7 protein-coding genes and 1 pseudogene are annotated in these 16,874 nt (G+C 70.0%); 2 read left to right on the top strand and 6 right to left on the bottom strand.

What is annotated here, in order from left to right; all coding sequences use genetic code 11:
* Positions 1–33 precede the first annotated feature (33 nt).
* From WME82_RS05720 to WME82_RS05710, 3 genes and pseudogenes are all read right to left on the bottom strand, one after another.
* Positions 34–1,092, bottom strand: a complete 1,059-nt coding sequence (locus WME82_RS05720; RefSeq protein ID WP_438044863.1) for a glucuronyl esterase domain-containing protein — start codon at positions 1,090–1,092, stop codon at positions 34–36.
* A gap of 372 nt (positions 1,093–1,464) precedes the next feature.
* Positions 1,465–1,689, bottom strand: a pseudogene (locus WME82_RS05715) (cellulose binding domain-containing protein); the annotation flags it as partial.
* 574 nt (positions 1,690–2,263) lie between these two features.
* Complete coding sequence (locus WME82_RS05710; protein WP_438041990.1) at positions 2,264–3,229, bottom strand: class I SAM-dependent methyltransferase; 966 nt, start codon at positions 3,227–3,229, stop codon at positions 2,264–2,266.
* 656 nt (positions 3,230–3,885) lie between these two features.
* Here WME82_RS05710 and WME82_RS05705 point away from each other — a divergent pair.
* Positions 3,886–6,318: an alpha-glucuronidase family glycosyl hydrolase gene (locus tag WME82_RS05705; protein ID WP_438041989.1), complete on the top strand. Its 2,433-nt coding sequence runs from the start codon at positions 3,886–3,888 to the stop codon at positions 6,316–6,318.
* 289 nt (positions 6,319–6,607) lie between these two features.
* A complete protein-coding gene (locus tag WME82_RS05700; protein WP_438041988.1) occupies positions 6,608–9,907 on the top strand; it encodes a hypothetical protein in 3,300 nt (1,099 codons plus the stop codon).
* Positions 9,908–10,042: 135 nt separating this feature from the next.
* On the opposite strand, the gene WME82_RS05695 is transcribed toward WME82_RS05700, so the two are convergent.
* The 3 genes from WME82_RS05695 to WME82_RS05685 form a co-directional block, all read right to left on the bottom strand.
* Positions 10,043–10,207, bottom strand: coding sequence for a hypothetical protein (locus WME82_RS05695; RefSeq protein WP_438045038.1), 165 nt, complete (start codon positions 10,205–10,207; stop codon positions 10,043–10,045).
* Positions 10,208–10,995: 788 nt separating this feature from the next.
* Positions 10,996–14,967, bottom strand: coding sequence for a protein kinase domain-containing protein (locus WME82_RS05690; protein ID WP_438041987.1), 3,972 nt, complete (start codon positions 14,965–14,967; stop codon positions 10,996–10,998).
* A 514-nt stretch (positions 14,968–15,481) separates the two neighbouring features.
* Positions 15,482–16,870, bottom strand: a complete 1,389-nt coding sequence (locus tag WME82_RS05685) for a DUF1552 domain-containing protein (protein WP_438041986.1) — start codon at positions 16,868–16,870, stop codon at positions 15,482–15,484.
* Positions 16,871–16,874 lie beyond the last annotated feature (4 nt).

Raw genomic sequence — 16,874 nt, 5'->3', positions numbered from 1 at the left:
GCCCCTTGCGAGGCGCCCCTTCGCCCCGAGCGGCTACTGGAGGGTCGGCGCCGTCCACTTCATCCACCGGTTCAGATCGGCCGTCGCCCCGTCGCCCTTGAGCAGGTTGGTGTCCGCGGTGCCGCCGCCGACGAGGAACTTCTTCACGTACGCATCGAGGGCCGCCCTCTGCGAGGACGGGAACGCGCAGTGGGCATGGGCGGCGGTCTGCCAGTAACCCATCTTGTCCGGCACCCCGAGCCCCTTCCAGATCTGCTGGGCGATGGACCCCGCCGTGAAGGTGCTGTTGATGCCGAGCCAGTCGATCCTGTTGTCGATGACGAGCAGCGCGCGCGGCGCGACGAGCCCCATGACCATGTGATGGTCGAAGGGCAAGGACGTCACCCGGTTGCCGAAGGTCGAGCCGAAGTTCGCGCGGAACCACGGCTGCTCGCTGGCCGCGCTGGACAGGGTCTGCACGTTCTCCCCGGCGTTGGCGCCCGCCTGCGAGACGCGCCAGCTCGCCGAGCCGCCGGCGCCCGACTCCTGGGGGATCGTCAGCACGATGCGCTCATCGAACGCGCCGGCCGTGAGCGCGCCCTTGCCGTTGCGCGAGCAACCCGTCACCGCGATGCGCTTCGGGTCGATGTTGGCCCCCGGGGTCTTCTCCAGCGCGTCGATGATCCGGCTCACGCCCCAGGCCCACGCGATCATCGAGCTGGCCGAGTGGTTGCTGCCGTAGAGGTTGTAGAACGTGCCTGTCCCGCGCGAGCCGCCGCCGTTCTGCGCGCCCATCGCGTTGTTGTCGAAGGTCGCCATCGCGACGCCGTTCTGGGTGAACACGCTGTTGTCCAGATTCGAACCGCCGATGCCGATGACGAGCGGGATCGGACCAGCAGGCGCGCCGGAAGGCCGGCTGATGTTGATGGAGAAGGAGGCGCTCTTCCCTGCATCGTTGACGTTGACCGTCAGCCTGTTCGCCGAGAACTGCCCCGTGACATTGTCCTTGGACACCACCGGCTTCGATCCGGACTCATACGTCTCGACCTGCGACTTGATCTCCGCGCGCCGGCACGCCCACTCCGACTTCTTCGTGATGCGTGAACCGCTCAAGCTCAGGAACGGATCGTGATGCGTGTCGAACACCGGGAGAGACGAGGCGGCGGGCAACGTCGGCTTGGGGCAGCTCGCGCCGCTGTCTTCGACCGCGCCCGTGCTCCCGCCGGAGCCGCCCGACCCGCCGGAGCCGCCGGAGCCGCCCGCACCGGAGCCGCCCGCACCGCCCGAGCCGCCTGCCCCGCCCGCCCCCGTGCTGCTGCTGCTCGACGACGAGCTGCTGCTCGATGACGAGCTGCTGCTCGACGACGAGCTCGCGCTGCTGCTCGACGAGGAGGACGCGCCCGTGCCGACGATCGTGCCTCCGCTGCCGGTGACCGACGCGACCGCGGGCCGCCCGCTGCCGTTTGCGCAGAACCCCCACTCCACCCAACCTTTCTCCTTGATCGCTGCGTTGTGGGTCGCGTTCGTGGCGGTGAACTGTCCGCTCGAGGACACGGAGGTCACGTTCCACGCATTGACCAGGGTCGAGCCGTTGAGCCGGACGCCCACGTTCCAGCCGGTGGTGGCCGGGGAGCGGGACTTGTTCGTCACCCTCACGTTCGCGCAGTAGCCGTTCCCCCAGTCCGACTGAATCGCGATATCCGCCGACATCGAGCCGTCAGCGCTGTCCAGGGCGCCGTCCAGCGTGTCGAGATCCTCTTCCTCGATGGGCTCCACGGCGCACGCAAACAGACCGAGCGCGAACGAAGCGGAGATGCAGCCAAGCAAGCGAGTGGTACGCATAAGGTTCTCCATGATCAGAACGTCTGAGTCGCGGGCTTCTGCTCAAGGTGGATACGTGCACCAGCGAGACGCCTGCGAACCCTCGTTCAATTGGTAGAGCTCAATATTCCCGGCCAGCGTGCGCCTGATCATGAACACCTCGCGAACCTTGCCGACCCCATGCCTGGCAACACGGTGTTCGTCGGACAGCTACTCACATGCGGATACCCCGCGGTGGGGCGGGGCACCCTGAGAAAGCAAGAGCAACCATGAAGCGCAGCTGCAAGGAGCGAGCGCTCCGGGCAGCGCTCTCTCTCGAACGCTGAGTCCGGCGATGTGATGACAGCGGCGCCCAGAGACGACATGGTTCACGTCCCCCGCACACCGGGCCGGACCATGCTGTTGCCGCTCAGGCTGCCTGGGCGCGGGCCAGCGTCGAGTTACGCCGTTCCGAGGCCGGGCGTCACGCCTGCTTGCGCCCCGACACCAGGTAGAACGTCACCCCGTGCGCGCCGCCGTGCGTGCGCGCGAGCGCGGCCTGCTTCCACGCGCGGGCCTCCCGCATGGCGATCGCCCACAGCCGCTCGAACTGCGCCGGATCGCCGCCGCCGGCCAGATACCAGGCGTGGGCCTGGTCGCGGGTGCCGCCCGTTCCGAGCCAGATGCCGCCGTCGATCCACGCCAGCATCTGGCGCAGCTCCGCGCGCTCCGCGGGCGTCTCGTACGGCGGGATCAGCGCGGCGCACTTGTCCGACTGGCACACGTGGAGATCGCCGAGCCCTGCCTCGCGGAAGAGCCCTGGCAGCCGCTCGCCCACGGAGCTGTCCCCCTGTCCCAGCGCGCGCTTGCCGTCCTGGCAGGTTGCCTCGAGCTCGAGCAGCGAGAGCCGGTCGGCGCGCGACAGGCCGGGCGCGGTGACCAGGGCGGTGGCCTTCTCGGCGAAGTTGTTCGGCTCGACCGCCAGCAGGAGGCCGCCGGGGCGCAGGACACGGCGCATCTCGCGCAGCACCCGCAGCGGGTCGGCGACGTGCATCAGGACCGTCTGGCACGTGGCGAGGTCGACGCTCGCGTCGGGCAGCGGGAGGGCCTCGGCGAGGCCCTCCAGGTACGACGTGCGCGCCGCCACCCCGCACGCCTCGGCCTCGGCGGCGGCGCGCGCGACGAACGACGGTTCACGATCGACGCCCACCAGGGTGGCGTCGCCGTGGAGCACAGGCAGGAGGGTGCGACCCCAGTGCCCGACGCCGCAGCCGACATCGACCGCCGCGCGCACCTCGTCGAGCCGGAGCCGGCGGGCGATGAGCTCGACGAAGTCACGGTTCCACCAGGTGTCGCGCCAGTCGCCCTCGAAGCCGACGAGCCAGCTGTAGTCGCTGGCCTCGAAGGCGGGCGGCGGCGGAGGAGCCGAGGGATCAGCGGCGCTGGACACCGCGATGGCATACCACGGCCGGCCCCCTGTGCCCTGACCTACAGAGGTGGTGACGCCGGCCGAGCTCGAGGTTGCGCATTGGGTCCGTCGCCTCCTCCGCCCGTCGAGTCGTCGCCGATGCTCACCGCGCACGCCGCGAGCAGCGGAAGCGAAGCGGCTCCGATGAGCGGTTTGGAGCCATTCGGTCGAACGGACATTCCGGACCTCGCAGATCTGCAGGGCTCGGCCTCGCCATGCGCGAGCCTGTCGTGCCGCGTCCTCCTCCGCCGGAGACACTGGACCGCAGCGCGATCGGGTGAGCATTCCCAGTGGAAGGCACCTCGATCACGGTTATTGGCAGCTTCAGTCCGCATTTCTGACGTTTTTGCTCGGAGCCGCCAGAAATGCAGGAACGCTGAACACTTCGCGCACGACGGCACGAGAAGCGACCTCTGACGGGGTGGGCAAGGCATGACGGAGCCGCGGTGCGTTGCAGTCTTGCACGGCGCGTTTAGGCCTTGACGGGCGTCGAGATTCACCCTCGAGATCCGCGAATCGGTTTGTTCACTCTCTTTCCCAAGCCACCCTCCATGGAAAGGCTGATTCAGATGGCGCCTCCTTCGGAAAACAAGATGCCACGTTGCGCGGGTCGACCGCCCACCAGACGGGCTCATTCGATGAAGATCCTGAGGGTACCGCTCCTCGTCGTCGGGCTCTTGAGCGCGGCGCTCGCGGGCGCTTGCTCCTCGAGCGGCACCGATGAGCCGAACGAGGTGACCGGCAGCGGCGGCTCCAGCGCGGCGGGGAGCCCCAGCGGGGCCACCGGCACGGGCGGCGGCGCGAGCAGCGGCGCGAACAGCGGCACATCGGTCGGCCAGGGCGGCGTGGACACGACAGGATCGACCGGGAGCACGGGCGGCATGTCGGGCTCCGACGAGGAGTACCCCGCGCCGGGCGCCCTGCCGGACGAGACGGGCGCAGACCTCTGGCTCAGGTACCCGAAGGTGCCGATTCCGGGGCGCCTCGCGGAGTACCAGGCGGCCTTCAAGCGCGTGGTCAAATCGGGGACCGGCGCGAGCCTCGACATCGCCGAGGCCGAGCTCGTCAAAGGGCTGAGCGGCTTGACGGGCGGAACCGTCGGGACCGGCGCGGCCGTCGACGGACCGGGCGCCGTGGTGATCGGGACGGCCGCAGCGGACGTCATCAAGGGCCTGCCGCTCGCAGCGCGCCTCGGCGCCCTGGGCCCCGAGGGCTACCTCGTCGAGGCCGCCGACGTCGGAGGCCAGCCGGTGATCGCCGTGGCCGGCAACACCGAGGTGGGCGTGCTCTATGGCACCTTCGCGCTCCTCCGGCACGTCCAGAGCCACAGCGCCCTCGACAAGCTGTCGCTCACCGGCTCTCCGAAGATCGGCCATCGCATCCTGAACCACTGGGACAACCTCGATCGCAGCGTGGAGCGCGGCTACGCGGGCCGATCCATCTGGGACTGGAGCGCGCTGCCCGGCACGCTCTCTCCCCGTTACAAGGACTACGCGAGGGCCAACGCCTCCATCGGCATCAACGGGACGGTGCTGACCAACGTGAACGCCAACGCGCAGGTCCTGACGCCATCGTACCTCACGAAGGTCAAGGCGCTCGCCGACGTCTTCCGCCCTTATGGCATCAAGGTCTACCTCACGGCGCGATTCAGCGCGCCGGTCGAGATCGGCAACCTGAGCACGGCCGATCCGACCAACGCCAGCGTCAAGCAATGGTGGACGAACAAGGTCAACGAGATCTACCAGCAGATCCCCGACTTCGGTGGTTTCCTTGTGAAGGCGAACTCCGAGGGTCAGCCAGGGCCGCAAGACTACGGGCGGACCCACGCCGACGGCGCCAACATGCTCGCCGACGCCCTCGCGCCGCATGACGGCATCGTGATATGGCGCGCCTTCGTCTACTCCGACACCAGCCCCCCGGACCGCATCAAGCAGGCCTACGAGGAGTTCAAGCCTCTGGACGGCAAATTCAAGAGCAACGTCCTCGTGCAGGCCAAGAACGGCCCGCTCGATTTCCAGCCCCGGGAGCCGTTCCATCCGCTGTTCGGGGCCATGCCGAAGACGCCCCTCGCCCTCGAGCTCCAGATCACGAAGGAGTACCTCGGCATGGACACGCACCTCGCCTACCTCGGCCCGCTCTACGAGGAGGTCCTCAAGGCGGACACCTACGCGGGCGGCGAGGGCTCGACCGTGGCGCGGGTCATCGACGGCACCCTCCACAAGTACACGACCACCGCGATCTCGGGCGTCGCCAACGTGGGTGACGACACGAACTGGACCGGATCGCAGATGAACCAGGCGAACTGGTACGTGTTCGGGCGCCTGGCGTGGAACCCGGACCTCTCCTCGGAGGCCATCGCGGAGGAGTGGGTCCGGCAGACGTTCTCGAACGACCCCGTCGTCGTCGAGCCGGTCGTTCAGATCATGATGGAGTCACGCGAGGCGCTTGTCGACTACATGACGCCCCTCGGCCTTGTCCACATCATGGGCAACGACCATCACTACGGGCCGGGGCCGTGGCTGAACAGCCTGAGCCGCGTCGAGTGGAACCCGGTCTACTATCACAAGGCGGACGCGAACAGCATCGGCTTCAACCGCACCTCGGCGGGCAGCAACGCCGTTGCCCAGTACGCCGCGCAGGTGGGACAGACGTTTGGAAGCCGGGACACGGTCCCGGACGATCTCGTGCTCTTCTTCCACCGCGTCGGCTGGCAAGACAAGCTGAAGTCGGGGAGGACGGTCTGGGAGGAGCTCGTCCATCGTTACAGCCAGGGCGTCGATGAGGTGGGGGTCATGCGAGAGACATGGAAGTCCGTCGAGGGCCGTATCGATGGCAAGCGCTTCGGTGACGTGAGCGACTTCCTTGAGATCCAGCACTACGAGGCGCGCTGGTGGCGCGACGCGTGCCTCGCCTACTTCGGCTCGGTGTCGAAGCTCCAGGTCCCGAGCGGCTATGCCCCCCTGGCGAACACGCTGAGCTTCTACCAGGGGCTCCGCTGCCCGTCCGACGCGAAGAAGCCCCGCTGCTCGCAGGTCTATACGGGGAATCCGTCCCCGGCCATTCTCCAGTGAGAGCGGCGGGCCAGCTCGGTCTGGCCCGCGGCCTGCTGGCGATCTTCACGCCCCTGCCCCCGTCAAGCGCACAGCGTCCTCCGGGTCTTGCTGACTCGGCGATCTAGCCAGGTCACAACACCGGAGTCGTCGCATGACCTCGTCGTGGTCCGCGATCGACGTGAACGCACACACGCTGTTACCGTCCCGCTGGCTCATCCATCAGAGAACGGCGGGGTGCGCGTCGGCTGCCAAGGCCGTCAGGAGGTGCATCGTGACGCTGGCTTCGAGTCGAGCATGGTTGCTGTTGATGGCGGGGTGCGCCTCGGCGTGCAGCGCGCCTGGACCGCAGGCGGCGGGGACCGGTCCTGCCGAGCGCCCCGCGGAGCGCGCGCTCCGGCCGAGCGGCGCCGCGCCGGTCGAGCTCGGGCGGATCGTGAGCAGGGCGCGGGCGAGCTTTCGATCCACGCGACAAGGGCTCTCCGCCGAGGGCGCCGCCCACCGGATTGACGTCGAGGGCGGCGCGGCGCGGATCCGCGCGAAGCCCTCGGCGAGGGCGGCGCGCAGGGGGCGAGCGAGGCAGCTCCAGGCGCTCGCCGGGGCGCGCACCGCCGCCGAGCTGACGGCGCGCCGCCGCGCGCTCCGCGGGCCTCTCCTCGAGGGCGCGCCCGGCGAGCTCCAGCCAGGGAGCGCGCTCACGCTGACGACGCGATCGATCGCCCGCGCCGGCCACGAGTGCGTGAACGGCGAGGGCCGCGTGCGCATGGCGGCGGACGGCGGCGCGGAGCGCGCGTTCGAGACCTGCAGCGAGCTGTGGAGGAACCACGAGGCGAACGCCGAGCAGGCGTTCCGGTTCCCCGAGCGGCCCGGGGGGCGCGGCGATCTCGTCGTGCGCGTGAGCGCCCGGCTCGGCGCCGCGGACGCCGCGCCCTCGGTCGCGAGCGACGCCCGCGGCCTCGTCCTCGGCGCCGCGCCGGGGCAGCGGTTCGTGTACGGCCACGGCACGTGGATCGACGCGTCGGGCCGCCGCGTTCCGGTGCCCGCCCGCTGGGCGGACGGCCACATCGAGCTGCGTGTGCCCGCCTCGGTCGTCGAGGAGAGCGGCTATCCGGCGCTGCTCGATCCGGAGGTGGGCCCGGAGATCGGGACGGAGCCGCCCGTGCCCGTCCAGCAAGACGTGGGGTTCGATCCGGAGATCGCGACCGACGGGACGAGCTACGTCGTCGTCTTCGAGGATCTGTCGCGCATCCGCGCGGTCCGCGTCGGCGCGCGCGGGGACGTGCTCGATCTCGACTGGCTGGATCTGGGCGAGGAGTCCGCCGGTCAGTACCTGCCCAGCGTGGCGTACGGCGGAGGCCGCTACCTCGTCACCTGGAGCCAGTACGGCGACGACGCCCGGATCACCATCCGCGGCCGCGTGATGCGACCCGACGGCACGCTCGAAGGGCCGGCGAGCTTCGCGATCTCGACGTCGGCCGAGGGCGTGTATCCCTCGGTCGAGTGGAACGGGGAGCGCTTCGTGACCGCCTGGCTCAGCCTCGCCGACGATGGGGCCGACGACGTCCGCGCGACGCTCGTCGACCCGAGCGGCAGCGCCGTTCCCGGCGCCGAGCGCGCCCTCTCCACGAGCGGCCGCGCGTCGCGGCCGGCGGTCGGCGCCGGGGCGGACGTCTCCGTCGTGGCCTGGGACGAGGACGTCGCCGGCGGCGGCGCGCGGGCCATCCGTGCGGCGCGGGTGGCCAGCGATGGGACAGCGCTCGACGCCTTTGGCGTTCAGATCTCGGAGGACCCGGGCAACGCGCGGCTGGCCGCGCTCGCGTCCGGCGGGACGAGCTTCCTGGCCACGTGGGTACGGGACGATCCCACGAGCACGATCCGGGGCGCGGTGCTGCGCGCAGACGGCACGATCGCGGCAAGGGACTTCCCGATCTCGCGGCCGAGCCCGGGCACCGGGGCCCCCGCCGCGGCGTTCGACGGCAGCAGCTATCTCGTGGCCTGGGCCGACGAGCGGGACGGTCGCGCGATGTACGGGGCCCGCGTCTCGGCCGAGGGTGTCGTGCAGGGGACCGACGACGTGAGGCTCGCGGACGGGTCGCCTCGCTCCGTCCGGGATTCGGATCGGAACGCGCTCGCGTGGAACGGTTCGCGCTTCCTGCTCGCGTTCCACGGCCAGGGCATCGAGGGCAGCCTGATCGGCCCGGATCTCGCGCTGGCCGCGGGCCGACTCGGGCTCAGCCCCCTGCCGAACAGGCAGGGCGCCCCGCGCGTGGCCTGGACCGGCGAGAGCTACCTCGTCGCCTGGACCGACGAGCCGGACCCGGAAGGGGAGCGGGCGACCGCGCGCGCGGTGCGCGTGAGCGCGGCCGGCGAGGTCGTCGATCCGGTCGGGATCGAGCTCGCGAGCAGCGCCTTCGCGATCGATCTGGCCTCGAACGGCGACGGCGCGTCGGTGCTCACCTGGAGCGCGCTCGGCGCCGGCGGGGATCACCTGCGGCGGGTGTCGGGCGACGGCGCGCTCGGGGAGAGCGCCGCCGTCTCGTCGCTCCACCTGTCGGCGACGCCGTCGGTCGCGGGCAACGGCGACGGATATCTGGTGACCTTCGTGGAGAGGACCGCGGAGGAGCCCTTCGTGTACACAGCGTCGGGCCGCCTGCTCGGCGCTTCGGGGAGCGCCGGCCCGGTGTTCCCCATCGTGCCCTCGGTCGGGGCGGAGTCGCACGCGATGCCGCTCCGCGCCGGGCAGGACTACCTGGTGGCCTACTCGAAGGCCGGCCTGCATCTCGTCCCCGTGAGCCGCACGGGAGACGTCGGGGAGGGCTTCCTGCTGTCGAGCGCATCGGCCGCCGTCGCCGGGGCAACGGACGGCACGGACACACTCGTTGTCTGGACGGAGTCCGTCGATGGCTGGCCGGAGAGCGGTGATGGGCCGGTGCACGGTCGAATCTACGGCACGGGCGGCTGGAGGGGCGAAGCATTCCTGATCTCGCCGACGAGCGCTGGTCATGCGGCGGCCGTCGCCTGGGACGGCGCGAGCTACCAGGTGGTGTGGGAAGAGGCGGAGACGCACCGGCTCCGGATCCGCGCCGTGGCCCCCGATGGAACGCCGGGCATGGAGGCGCTGCTCGTGGATGACGATTGTGATGCGCCGATGCTGGCCCGCGGCGAGGATGGCCGGTTCCTCCTGAGCTATGACAAGCGCGGCCCTGCTGCGCGCACGCGGCGCGTCGTCTCGCGGCTGCTCGGCTGGGAGCCCTCACCCGGGACCGGCGCAGGCGGCGGCGGCGCGGGCGGAAGCGGCGGCGCAGGGCTTGGTACGGGCGGAGGCGACAGCGTGGAGCCCGGCGCGGGCGGGAGCGGCGGTGCGGAGCCGGGCGCGGGCGGCCGAGCAGGGAACGGCGCGGGCGGCGGCACCTCCAGCGCTGCCGCCGGCAACAGCAGCAGAAATGATGGGACCGACGACACCAGCGACGACGCCCGATGCAGCTTTCACGGCGCTGGCAGCAGGTCAGCGTACCTCGGGCTCACCGTCGCCCTGTTCGGCCTCGCCCTCATCGTACGACGCTGCAGCACCGGGAGTGCGCAGGACGCTCAAGCGGGCCGCTCAGTCTGATCCACCGAGAAATGAACCGCCAAGGACGCCAAGACGCCAAGACGCCAAGAAATGAAAAAATTGGCGCCTTGGCGCGCTTGGCGACTCGAAACCCTGCCCTATTCTGGCGGTTTCAGCCCACTTGTCGCTCTGGCGCTATGACGTCAGGTTCGTGAGCGGCCCGGTGCAGTGCTCCGGGGTGCCGAACGTGGTCCGGGTGTCGCCGAACAGGTTCAAGATCGAGACGAGCAGGTTGTTGTGCGGGAGGTTCCGGTACCGGAGCAGTGGCGCCGTCGTTCTGCGCCACCTTCTCGAACGCACGCATCAGGTTGTCCTCGGACGCCACCTCCTCCATCGTCATCGCCGGCAGGGCGATTCCCTTCGTGTTCCGAGCCTTCGGCGCCGCGCGCGGCGCAGCCACGGGCCGGCCCGTGTCCACCCCGCCGTCGGCCCCTTGCGGGCTGTCGACTGTCGCTCGGAACAGTTCGAGCTGTCCTGCCTGTTCACTGGCCGTGGTCGCCTTCCCTCCCCGCGTCGCCGCGGTTGGGACCGCCTTTCGGCGGCTTTCCGGTACTGTACGACCATCCGACTCCTCCCATTCCTTCACCACTTTGTCCTTTCGTTCTCCATGGTTACTGCCCGCGGTCGCCTGTGGCGGAGGCCGGGAGGTCTCCCCGGGTAAGAACGCGAAACTTCGTGCCGAGCCCGTCGCCTATACGCACGCCGCCCGACGGACATTTGGGCTTCGCCGCCGTTGGCCGGCTCACCCCGCGGTACGTGCGCATCGTCAGCGCTTCGCTTTCGCTCGGTTCGGCACTGCACCTTAGACTTCCACCAGACGACCCCATGCGGGCTCGCCCTTGTCGCTTCGGTGTTGGGTGCCCTTCCGCCTAGGTCCCAAGAGGACTTTCACCTCCAGTTCCGCGCCCATGCCGGGCGCACCAAGGACGCCAAGAAGAGAATCTTCTCTTGGCGTCCTTGGGGTCTTGGCGGTTTATTTCTCACTTGATCAACGTGATCGCTATTCTAGCCGGGCCAGCCCGACAGCTCGCCGCTCGCTGGTTCCCGCAGGCGCTGTCGAGACAGCACACGGTTGCACGCATGGACGGTCAGATTGCTGAGGTGACCATCGCGGACACGCTCTCAGACCCCGACGGCTCGTCCAGCTGCTCGCGAGCGAGGGCGAGTAGGCGAGCGCGGGATGGCAGGCCCTCAAGGAAGCTCCGCCGATAGCCGGCGTCGGGGATCGCGGCGGCTCGAGCGAGCAGATCATCGCGCTCGGCCCGCAGCGCCGCGCGGGCGCCGTCGACGTCGCCGCTCGCCTGGAGCGCGAGCACGTAGACCAGCGGCAGATCGAGCTCGTGGAACCACGGGGATATCCCGCTGCTCCGCGTCAGGTCCATGGCCTGGCGCGCAAACGTCACCGCCTCTGTAGCGCGGCCCTGAGCGAGCCGGAGCTCGGCGAGCACGGTACCCAGGCTCACGGAGAGGGCGAGGTAGAGCGGCCCCGCCGAGGGTTCAACCACCTCACGGACGGCCTCCTCGGCCCGGTCATGGTGTCCTAAGCGGACCAGCGCGGCGCAAAGGGCGATGCGCATGTTCGGGATCATCGCGTCCATCGGGTCGGCGACGTCGCCGAGGTAGGTATCGAGAAGCTCGATGGCCTGCTCGTACTTGCCCCTTTGCAGGAGCACGAACGAGAGGTGATAGACGACGATGGAGCCGAGGTGTCCCCTCGCGCCCTCGGAGGCGAACGCGCGCGTGAGGTTCTGCTCCGCCGCTTCGAGGGCGCCGAGCCCCTGGTTGCTCATCTCGAGGAACATCCGAGCATTCAAGATGTGGCGGCAATCGCCGCCGATCTCGAAGCACCTGAGCGCTTCTCGGTTGTGGCCGAGCGCGCGGAAACCATCGCGCTCCGCGTGGCGGCACCAGGCCCCGCGCGCGAGCTCCAGCCAGCCCCGGCTCGACGCGTCGACCGTCTCTGCCTGTGCGACGATGAGCTCCATGCGCTGCAGGAAGCCGCGGGCCGCGTCACGCATGCCCGCGAACAGCAGCACGTAGACGACCTGCTCGTACGCCATCATGACCCAGAAGAGTCCCGAACCAGGCGACTCCAGGGTCGAGAGGCGCTGGATCAGGTCTTCCAGCGCGTCGATTCGCCTGGCGAGCGCCGCGGATTTGATCGCAAACCCGAGCGCGCGGCAGTAGCACGCGCTCGCCGGGTCGGCCACGGCGAGCGCCTGCGAGGCCCACTCGTAGGTGCTCGCGTGCTCGGACAGGTACATCCCCGCCTCCACCTGGACCGCGCGGAGCGCCCCCACCGTCTCCACGGAGGCCCCGCAGGCGATGCCGCGCTCGGCGCGCGCGATCGCGCCCCTGAGATCGGCGCCGCGCAGTGCCTGCTCCGCGGCCGTGAGGTAGAACTCGGCCGCGCGCGCGCCCTCGCCACCGCGCTCGAAATGCTCGGCCAGCACCACGGGATCCCGCTCGCCGGTCCGCTCCAGCCACGCGCCAGCAAGCCTGTGCCCGAGCGCCCGATCGCGGTCGGCGAGCATGGCATACGCCCCCTCGCGGAGCAGCGCGTGCCGGAGCGCGTACTCCTCCTCCCCCGCGAAGCGGGAGCGGACGCGCCGCATGATGAGCTCGTCTGCGCAGAGCTGCGCGAGGCAGGCGTCCACCGACACGTCGTCCCCCAGGAGAGCGCTCACGCCGCCTTTCCAGAAGACCTCGCCAAATAGGCTCGCCGCCCGGAGGAGCCGCCGCGCCTCGGGCGCGAGCGCCGAGAGGCGCGCCTCCACCATGCCCAGCACGGTGTCGGGCAGCGCCGCCCCCCGCCCCTCGGCCACCGTGCGGATCAGCTCCTCGACGTAAAACGCGTTCCCTCCCGACCGCTCGACGATCTCCGCGACCTGGGAGGGCTCCACGGCCGCGCCGAGCGCGCTCAGCACGAGTTCCGTCGCCGCACGCCGCGAGAGCTCGTTGAGGCGGATCTGTTGGGCGTTGCGCGTCGCCCATAGACGCGGGAAGAGCTCGTGCACCGATGGCCGCGCGAACGCGATCACCGCAAATGGCCGGTCGTCGAGCTCGCGCAGCGCCGCGTCGACGATCTTGATCGATGGCGCGTCTCCCCAGTGGAGATCCTCGAGGACCAGGAGGGCGGGCCGGGTGCTCGCCACGGCGGAGATGAGCGCGACGTACGCCGCCTCCACCTGCTCGGCCATGAGCTGCGGGCTCTGCCGGGCGGCGCGCAGGCGAGGGCTGTCCTCGTCCGGAAACGGCGCGCCCGCGAGCTCCCCCAGGAATTCCGCGATATGCCGGGCTTCTTCACCCGCATGGAAGAGGGAGACGGAGACGAGGTGCTTTATCTTCTCTCGCTGGGCCGCGAGCGGCTCGCCGGCCGTGATCTGGAGGGGGCCGCGCAGCGCCTCCGACAGCATCGCGAAGGGCGAGCCTGCGCCGATCGCATCGGGGCAGGCCATCCCGAGCGCCACATCAGGGTGGCCCCCCCGGATCACGCGGACGATCTCTTGTCGCAGGCGCGACTTGCCCATGCCAGGGGGCGCCGTCACCAGGACCGCGACCGGGCGCCGCTCCTCGAAGCTCTCCTCGATCAGGTCGACGACGCTCCGGAGCTCCCGGTCTCGACCGACAAAAGGGCTCGGTTTGCCGAGGAGGGTGCGCGGCTCGTCCCCGATCTGCCGCAGGTCCTGGAGCAGGAAGCGGCCTGCCTCCTCGACGACCTGGAAGCGCGGGTCCAGCAGCGCTCGGGTCACGTCGTCGATCCGCACCAGCACGCCTCGTCCCTCGAGCCCGCGTGTCTCATCGAGCAATGCCGCGGCCCGCTCCAGGGCCTCTCCCACGGGCAGACGGTGGGTCGCCTCGGCACGGCCCGTCACCAGCACGATCGCGGCGTCCGTCGCCGCCCTCACCCAGAGCGCGCAACGCGCCGCCGCCGCCGCTTGATCCGTCGCGCTGCCCTCGCTCAGGAGCGCCGCCACGACGACGCCGTTCACGAGCTCCTCGACCCGCGCCCCCAGCGGCACCGCCGCGCGCTTCACCGCCTCGACGAGGCCCCGCGACGCGCCCTGGGCGGGCCTCGTCGCTCCGGTGGTCCTCACCTCGCCGGCGGGAGCCGTCCGGGCCTCGACGGCGGACTGGCCATGAGCCGAGGCCACCGCCACGATGGATACGAGCCGCCGCTCCATGCGGGTGATCGATCGGAAACCAGCGCCTATTTCGGCGCGGCTGCGCGGCTCCGCGTCCGACCCCAGCGATACGAGGGCCTCTATCACGGCCGCCCCGTCGGCCGGGCGCTCCGAAGGCTCCTTCGCGAGCATCCGCGCGACGAGGTCCGCGAGCCCTGCGGGCACGTCCGGCCGGAGCTCGATCAGGTACGACGGCTCTTCCAAGAGGAGCTTCGCGAGCAGCGCCATCAGGTGCTCGCCCTGAAATGCAGGCTTGCCAGTCAAGCACTCGAACAGCACGCACCCGAGCGCGAACACGTCCGCCGGCGGGCCCACCTCGCGCTCCGCGCGAGCCTGCTCCGGGGCCATGTACCCGGGGGTCCCTAGGATCGATCCTGTCTGCGTCAGGCGCCTCGTCGCTCCTGGGTGCCACGCTATCCCGAAATCGAGCACCTTCACCTGCTCGACCTCGCCGCCGACCAGGAGCAGGTTGTTCGGCTTGATATCCCGGTGAACGACGCCGAGGGCATGGGCCTTTGCGAGGGCGCTCGCGACGCGACGGGCGACGAGCAGGCTCTCTTCGAGGTTCAGGCCCGCCCCGTCGAGCCGGTCGGCGAGCGTCTCGCCGTCGAGCCACTCCATCACGAGGTAAGGTTCGCCCGAAGGCTCGAGCCCGTGCGTCACATAATGCACGATGTGCGGGTGCGAGAGCCCCGCAAGCACGCGCGCCTCGTGACGAAACCTCGCCGAATCGCGGTCGCTGACGCGGGTGAGGAGTTTGAGCGCCACGGGTCGACCCGTCGTCCGGTCCAGCGCGCGCCACACCGTCCCCATTCCCCCCGTGCCCGCGCGGTCCACGAGCTCGAAGCGGCGGCCGAAGAGCTGCCCCCTGTGCATTGAAGGACGAGCGTGCCGCAGCCGAGGTCAAGACTCAACAGAGATTTACTCGCCAAAGGCGCGATGAGGCGCTCCAGCCCGCTGGACCTCTTCAGGGACGGCCGACCAAGACGCGGGGCGGTAGGTCGACCGAAGGCGTGCGGCGCGCTCGTTATGCGCCACAAGTACGCGTGTGTCTCATCGCCGATTCATCCCTGGAGAAAGAAACCGTTCGCCGCACGTCGGAGAAAGCGCACTCGTTCTGGCTCAGCCAGGGAGCGTGCCTGCGGGTGAAGAGCAACATCCAGCGCGGGTCTCCTCAAGCCACTCCATCACCTCGCCGACGATGCAAGGCGATGTCGTCAATGGTATTCATTGTGCTGCCTGGCTGAGCCATGTCCCCCCGACGGACGGTATCGGTCAATCAGTCCGTGTCGAGGAGTAGGCCTCCCGAGCGTACCCTCGAGGTCTGCCCGCTGCGTGGTGCCTCCAAGCGGCTCGCCCGGTTTTGCTCGGACGCGCCTCGTTCTCGCTGCTATGTCAGGTTCGTGAGCGGCCCGGTGCAATGCTCCGGGGTGCCGAACGTGGTCCGGGTGTCGCCGAACAGGTTCAAGATCGAGACGAGCAGGTTGTTGTGCGGGAGGTTCTTGTACCGGAGCCAGCGCCCGGTACGCAGGCCTCCGCCGCCGCCGGCCAGGAGGAACGGCATGTTCGTCTTCTTGTGGCTCGGCGGATCCGAGATCTCGGAGCCGAAGAAGACGACGCTCTCGTCGAGCAGCGAGTGTCCGCCCATGTCGACCTTCTCCATCTCCTGCAGGAGATAGAGGTGTTGCTTCGAATACCAGTTGCAGATGAGCTCGCACTCCGCCGCCCTGAAGCCGCCGTCGTGCTGGTAGTAATGGTGGTGCTCGCTCAGGTTCAGCCAGGGGAAGGTGTGCTTCGCCTCGGTGTCGCTCCACTGAAGGGTGCCGACCGCGGTGATGTCGCAGGCGAGCGCCATCACCAGTATGTCCGTCATGAGCTTGCCGACCTTGGGGATCGCCGCGTCGGTCGACGTGTCCTTGATCGAGCCGTTGTCGGCGGAGTTGCGCCCCGTGCGCGGGTTGTAGTCGGACGTGTCGACCTTCGCCGGCGCCTGGCAGGCGCCCGTCGCGATCGGCGCCTTGCTGAGGCTCTCCTCGATCTCGCGGATCTTCGTCAGGTGCTGATCGATCTTCTGCCTGTCAGCCGCGCCGAGCCGCGACGACAGGGCGGAGTAGCGCCGGTCGAGGAAGTCGAGGATCGATTGCTTTCGCGCGAGGCGACGGGCAGCGTCGTCGTCGGTACCGGGGTTCAGCGTGCCGAAGAGATCGGTGAAGATCTCCACCGGATCGATGCGCGGCGGGATCGGGCTGTAAGGCGCGTCGTTCTCGAAATTCGCGATGTTCATCGGAGACAGCAGGCCGTGCGATTTTCCCGTCGCCCAGCGCACCGCGATCTCGAGGCTCGCCTTCGCCTTTTGCCCCCCGGAGATCCGGGAGGCGATCACCTGATCGATGGACGGCCCGCTCCCGTAGGCGCGGCCCGCGGCGCCGTCCTGCGGCGTGCCCGTGAGCCAGGCGATGATCCCCGCCTGGTGCTGCTCGCCGAGCCCGCTCTTCATGTCGAGGCCGTCGACGACGAGCAGCCGGCTCTGCACCGGCGCGAGCGGCGCCAGGATGGGGCTCAGCGTGAAGCTCGTCTCGGAGCCCGTCGGCCGCCAGCGGTCCATCACGGTCCCGCCGGGCGTGTAGACGGCGAGGAAGCGCTTCGCGGGGGCGGCTTGCGCGCGCGCCGTGGGCTCGGTGCCCATGATCTCCAGCCACGGGAGCGCGATGGCGATGCCGCCAGCACCTCGCAGCAAGGCACGCCGGTTCAAGCGAAACGTCGAGCGAAACGTCGACATAGCC

Source organism: Sorangium sp. So ce128 (assembly GCF_051525245.1).
GTDB classification, from domain to species: Bacteria; Myxococcota_A; Polyangia; order Polyangiales; family Polyangiaceae; genus Sorangium; species Sorangium cellulosum_B.
This window is presented reverse-complemented; position numbering and strand designations above follow the sequence as displayed.

Coding starts and splice junctions, on each gene's coding strand:
- WME82_RS05705 (WP_438041989.1), top strand. CDS start 3,886: ATGAAGATCCTGAGGGTACCGCTCCTCGTCGTCGGGCTCTTGAGCGCG.
- WME82_RS05700 (WP_438041988.1), top strand. CDS start 6,608: ATGGCGGGGTGCGCCTCGGCGTGCAGCGCGCCTGGACCGCAGGCGGCG.
- WME82_RS05690 (WP_438041987.1), bottom strand. CDS start 14,967: ATGCACAGGGGGCAGCTCTTCGGCCGCCGCTTCGAGCTCGTGGACCGC.
- WME82_RS05685 (WP_438041986.1), bottom strand. CDS start 16,870: ATGTCGACGTTTCGCTCGACGTTTCGCTTGAACCGGCGTGCCTTGCTG.